The organism is Psittacicella melopsittaci (genome assembly GCF_003585925.1).
GTDB classification, from domain to species: domain Bacteria; phylum Pseudomonadota; class Gammaproteobacteria; order Enterobacterales; family Psittacicellaceae; genus Psittacicella; species Psittacicella melopsittaci.
In genome coordinates this window covers 1-5,397 of record NZ_NRJH01000063.1, presented here as the reverse complement: position 1 = coordinate 5,397, position 5,397 = coordinate 1, and the positions used below count along the sequence as shown (strand labels likewise).

At 32.9% G+C, this 5,397-nt stretch carries 5 protein-coding genes; 4 read left to right on the top strand and 1 reads right to left on the bottom strand.

All coding sequences use genetic code 11. The features are described from left to right. From CJP74_RS08145 to CJP74_RS07015, 4 genes are all read left to right on the top strand, one after another. On the top strand, window positions 1-194 hold a 194-nt coding region (locus tag CJP74_RS08145; protein WP_222987008.1), incomplete at its 5' end, for a hypothetical protein. A gap of 211 nt (window positions 195-405) precedes the next feature. Beyond that, window positions 406-1,563 (top strand): porin, encoded by a 1,158-nt coding sequence (locus CJP74_RS07025; RefSeq protein ID WP_119497676.1) that lies wholly within the window; start codon window positions 406-408, stop codon window positions 1,561-1,563. 210 nt (window positions 1,564-1,773) lie between these two features. Further along, on the top strand, window positions 1,774-3,465 hold the full coding sequence (locus CJP74_RS07020; RefSeq protein WP_119497674.1) for an SNF2-related protein: 1,692 nt from the start codon (window positions 1,774-1,776) through the stop codon (window positions 3,463-3,465). A gap of 267 nt (window positions 3,466-3,732) precedes the next feature. Beyond that, window positions 3,733-4,800, top strand: a complete 1,068-nt coding sequence (locus tag CJP74_RS07015; protein ID WP_119497672.1) for an outer membrane beta-barrel protein — start codon at window positions 3,733-3,735, stop codon at window positions 4,798-4,800. 75 nt (window positions 4,801-4,875) lie between these two features. Here the strand turns inward: CJP74_RS07015 and CJP74_RS07010 are convergent, their stop codons facing one another. Further along, complete coding sequence (locus tag CJP74_RS07010; RefSeq protein ID WP_147397066.1) at window positions 4,876-5,328, bottom strand: hypothetical protein; 453 nt, start codon at window positions 5,326-5,328, stop codon at window positions 4,876-4,878. Between the last annotated feature and the right edge of the window lie 69 nt (window positions 5,329-5,397).

Here is a 5,397-nt window from a genome sequence, read left to right as displayed (position 1 = left end):
ATATTAAGCAGTATAATTTTATCCTAGGTTTAAGTTCTGATTTATATACTTTAGATGAATTTAAAATAAACTTTTTTACAGAAATTACATATATAAAAGAGACTGACAAGAAATTTTATCCTGATGATAACTTAAATGTTAAATCTAAATTTAACTATATTTTTGCTTCAACAGGATTAAGAATTTCTTTCTAAATATTTTCTTCAAGAAGAGAGTTTTAATACTCTCTTCTTTTTTATTTGCCAAAAAAGTGTGATCTGTGACACATTTTTAAAAAATATTTTGCCAAAAAGTGTTTATTTTCAATAATTTTTTACATTTAATTGTTATACTTAAAATATATAAGTTAAAATGCTATTAAAACTCTCCAAGAAAAACTCTCAATTTTAATATAGAAATTTAAATATGAAAAGAACTCTTCTCTCCTTAGTATTGGCAACAGTGGCAACTACTGCGTTCTCAGCAACAATTTATAAGTCTGATAACGCTTCTTTAACTTTTGGGGCTCAGATTCGTGGCTATATTAATCATTTTAATGTAGAACACAAAACTGACTCTGTTTTATACGCTAAATTTAAGCAAGAACGTAATGATTTACGTACTCGTGTTTGGTTTGGTGGTAAAATCGGTGATGGTCAAGGTCTAGAATTAGGCTTCTTTGTGCGTGGTCAACACGGATTCAACTATATATATAGCGAGACAGATTCCTATACTGACGGAACCTATTCTAGCACCGCTAAGGGTGGTAAACATTCAAGATACGGTTTCATTTTAAATGTTGGTACTGTACATCTTAGCTATAAAGGTTGGGGTGAATTAAAATATGGTAAGTTCCCTGTAGTTTCTGATTGGAAATTTGGTGATGATACCAATGTTTTAAAAATTGATGATAAATCGTACAACCATTTAAGTTATACTGCATGGACAGCTGCTACTTCATTTGATAGTGCAATCCAATATCGCAATACCGTAGGTAATATAGGTTTTGGACTTTCATACGGTAAAACCAATCAAACAGCTACTACCCGTCTATCACAATGGGCAGGTGCATTTTCCTATAATGTAGTAGACGTGGGTAAAGTTCAAGCTATTTACGCTAACACCGCTAAACGTGTAACTACATCTGCAGCTAAAAAAGATCAAACGATTAACTCTTTTGATTTAGCTTGGTATAGTAAAGTTGCTGGTGTAAATTACGGTGTTGCATTAACTTATAATAGAGATAAAACTTACACTAGTCCAGGATATTCACATACAAACGCTTGGTCTATAGCAGCTAAAGCAAGCTATGTATTAAATCAATATTTCCAACCTTACACAGGTATTTCTTATGTACATAGCTCTACTGACTATACAACTAGTTCAAATGAAATAAAATCTAATTCTGTTCGTGTATATCTTGGTGCAAAATCAGATGTATACAAATATAAAAGCTTAAATGTACGTGTATTCCTTGAAGGTGGCATAGCAAGAGCTAAGAAAGATATTACAGCATCTAATGTTACTACAACACATGATTTCTCAACTTCAGCAGTAGCACTTGGTGTAATCACATCATTCTAATATAAAAAACGAACCCTATTCTATATCATGCCTCTGTTTGTTAATAACAAACAGGGGTTTTACTTTGTCTATAATTTATTAAGGTTATTTTAAGAAAATACGCTAATTTTTATATGAACTTTGGTAAATATGACAAAAAAAGTAAAAAAAGTAAGAATAATTTACTCAATCACTGGTAAAATAGATAGTATCTAAGAATTTAAGTAATTAATGTGTTCAAAAGATATGATTTCGCTCCAGAAAATCAAACAGGCAATGGGTCAAAACAATATCATTCCTAGTGAAGATGAACAAAAGTTATTTGTTTGGACTCGCCTTCAAAATGAAATTTTAGAATCAATCCCGAATGCGGTTGTCCATCAAATTCCAGAAGATAAAACAGGTTACATTGTTGAAGTTGACTGGAACTTTGAGAATGCTCAAAAACTTGCAGACTTAAATGCTACTACACTTAGTCCAATAGTTAAAAAGGGAGAATACGATTGGCCAGGGGAATTAACCCCTTTTGAACACCAGTACAAGATTTCTGCTTTTCTATCGGTACATAAGAACTGCTTTTGTCTTGCAGACATGGGTACAGGTAAAACATTAGCAACTTTACACGCTGTAAATTACCTTTATAAAATCGGACAAATTAAGAAAGTTCTCATTGTTAGTCCACTATCTGTAATGCGAGATGCTTGGCAAAGCACTCTACAAGCTATGGACTGTGATTTAACATCACAGATTCTCTATGCTTCAACCAAAAAACGTCGTATTGAATTAATTACAGAAACCGATGCTCAGATACATATCATTAATCCAGATGGTGTGGAAGTAGTATTACCTCAACTCCTCGAGCAAAATTATGACCTTGTGGTGATTGATGAATTAACAACTTATAAAACTCATACAACAGCACGTTGGAAAAATTTACAAAAAATTACCAAAAAGGCGTCTTATGTATGGGGTATTACAGGTACACCTGTACCTAACTCACCGCTTGAAGCATATGGACAAGTCCTAATGGTATGTCCACAAAACTTAACTGGCATTACCTACTCACACTTTAAAGGGGTAATGACTTTAAATCTCAACTTACGTTTCCTTAATTCGGCATCTGATAACATAGATGACTTTAAAAGTGTTGAAATGTCTCTTGACCTAGTTTATAACTATTTCAACCCTGCGATTCGTATTAAAAAAGAAGATTGTTTAGATTTACCAGATTTAGTAAACACTTACTCCAAATGTGAATTATCAAACGAACAAAAATCCATGATCAAGCAATTGAGAGAGTATGAATATGTTCGTTTACGCAATGGAGCAAGTATAACTCCTGCAAATGGAGCTGCTATTGTTGGAAAAATTATACAGGCATGTTGTGGTGCGGTATACGACAACAGTAAAGAGATTATCACCTTAGATAATAAAACTAGGGTTCAAGAAGCAATTCGTTTAATTGAAATCGCCCGTGCGGAAAGAACGGAAAAAAATAAAGGTAAAACTCTAATTTTTGTTCCGTATAAAAGTACACTAGACATTCTCTATGATGAGTTATCAACTAAATTCAAAGTTGCAAAAATAAACTCTGATGTTAGAGAAAAAGAAAGGGCAGATATTTTTAATAAACTCCAAAATACAGATGATCTTGATGTACTGCTAGCTATTCCAACAACCATGTCTCATGGTATTACAGCTACTAGTGCAAGTTTAATAATTTGGTTTGCTCCTATACATAGTTGTGAAACTTATATTCAAGCATGTAACCGTATTAACCGAGCTGGTCAAACTCAAAAAATGACCATTGCTCACTTATATGGTCATGAGCTTGAATACAAGATTTACAAATCTTTAGAAGCAAAACAGTTTAACCTTAAAGAACTTTTAAATCTTTATAACGAGTTTCTGAAAGGAGAATAGTAAAAAAGTAGAGCTTTTGCGCTCTACTTTTTTTGCCTTAATTTTGGCATAAATTTTACTTAAAAAAACATTTATATTGTAAAATGTTGATAAACACGGCTAAAATTCTCTCTTAAAAGTATTAAAGAACAATTTTTATTATGATATAATAAAAATGATTGTATTCTGTTAATGGATTTCATTGGTTCAAGTGAAAATCCTAATTTTACCTTGCTTTTTATAAAAGTACGTAAAATAAAATAACATATAAAGATTTAGAGGTCTTACATGAAAAAAACAGCTGCAGCTTTATTAGCTTTAACAGCTACTTCAGTAGCTTTTGCTGCTCCTTCAGCAAACAGTTTTTACGTGACTGGTAAAGTTGGTTACACTGACTACCACAACACAGTAAAATTAAACACAGACTCAAACAACAACCAATACCACGATGGTGACGGTACTGGTTACGGTCTATTCTTAGGTTACCGTTTAAACAACCACGTAGCTTTTGAATTAGGTTGGCAGAAACCTGCAAATAACACTTACAACTTAGATACAACAAGCTTTACTCACAAAGCTAACGTATTAGATTTAGGTGTTAAATTCAACCAATTCATCGGTTCTAAAGTTAATGTATACGCTGGTTTAGGTGCAGGTGTTTTCTTTAACAAAGTAACTGCTACAGACGGTACTGTTTCAGAAAAAACACGTGTAGCTCCATACGCTTCAGCTGGTTTAGAGTACTACTTCGTTGATTCATTCGCAGTGGGTGTTGAGTATAAAGCTTACTTCAGAACATTCAAAGATTCAAGACTTAACGCTGCAGAAGGTTCTTACGCTGTAACTTTATCTGAGTCAGTTCACAACAACAGCCACAAATACAACCCAGATGTTCATTTAGTACAAGCAACTGTAAGCTACGTATTTGGTCAACACAAACCAGTAGTTGCAGCTCCAGTTGTTACAACTGAAAAATTTGAATTAAAATCTGACGTATTATTCGCTCTAAACTCTGACAAATTAGCTCCTAATGCAACAGAAGCATTTGCAGGTGTATTAGCTCGTTACAACAACCCTAACGCAACTGTATCAGGCGTTGAAGTTGTAGGTCACGCTGACCGTACTGGTTCTGCAGCTTATAACTTAAAACTATCTGAGCGTCGTGCACAAACAGTAGCTAACTACTTAGTATCACAAGGCGTTAACGAATCATTATTAACTGTTAAAGGTGTTGGTTCATCTGAACCTGTAACTAACGGTTGTTATGATGTTAAAGGTCGTCAAGCTTTAGCAGCATGTTTAGCACCAGATCGTCGTGTAGATGTATTCGTTACTGGTACAACTCAATCTAAATAAGATTTAGAAAAAAAAGAGGCTTATGGCCTCTTTTTTATATGTCTAAAAAAATGAGCTGGTTTTCCAGCTCTTTTTTTATTGATTATTTGTAGTTGGCGTATCACTAGTTGTTGGTGTATCACTAGTTAGATTACTAGAGGTGTCGTTAGCTTCACCGTTATCAGGTTCATCCTGTAAATTATCTAATTTACGATTAAAGAGATAACAAGCAAATTCTTGCTGTTCTGGTGTAGTATTAAATAATCTTGTTTGTAACTGACGTAATATATTTAAAAACTCATTACGTGAGCTGTTTGTAATATTTGAACTAGCTTCTTTTAAGTTGTAATTAAAGACATTACGAAAATTTTCAACAAATAAGCTGCAATTTGGATGAATAATATACTTAGCGGTAAGATCTTTTAGTTGAGCTTCAGTAATGCTTTCAATATTGTAAACTAAATTTCCATTATAATAACTTGTTTGCTCATTGGCATGGGCAAAGCTAGAACTCAAGAGGGCAAAAGCCACAAATACTTTCTTTAACATTTTGTTCATTTTTTTAAATAATCATTATTCTAGCTGAATAATATTTTTTTAAACTTTAAATAATCTTTA

Coding starts and splice junctions, on each gene's coding strand:
- CJP74_RS07025 (WP_119497676.1), top strand. CDS start 406: ATGAAAAGAACTCTTCTCTCCTTAGTATTGGCAACAGTGGCAACTACT.
- CJP74_RS07020 (WP_119497674.1), top strand. CDS start 1,774: ATGTGTTCAAAAGATATGATTTCGCTCCAGAAAATCAAACAGGCAATG.
- CJP74_RS07015 (WP_119497672.1), top strand. CDS start 3,733: ATGAAAAAAACAGCTGCAGCTTTATTAGCTTTAACAGCTACTTCAGTA.
- CJP74_RS07010 (WP_147397066.1), bottom strand. CDS start 5,328: ATGTTAAAGAAAGTATTTGTGGCTTTTGCCCTCTTGAGTTCTAGCTTT.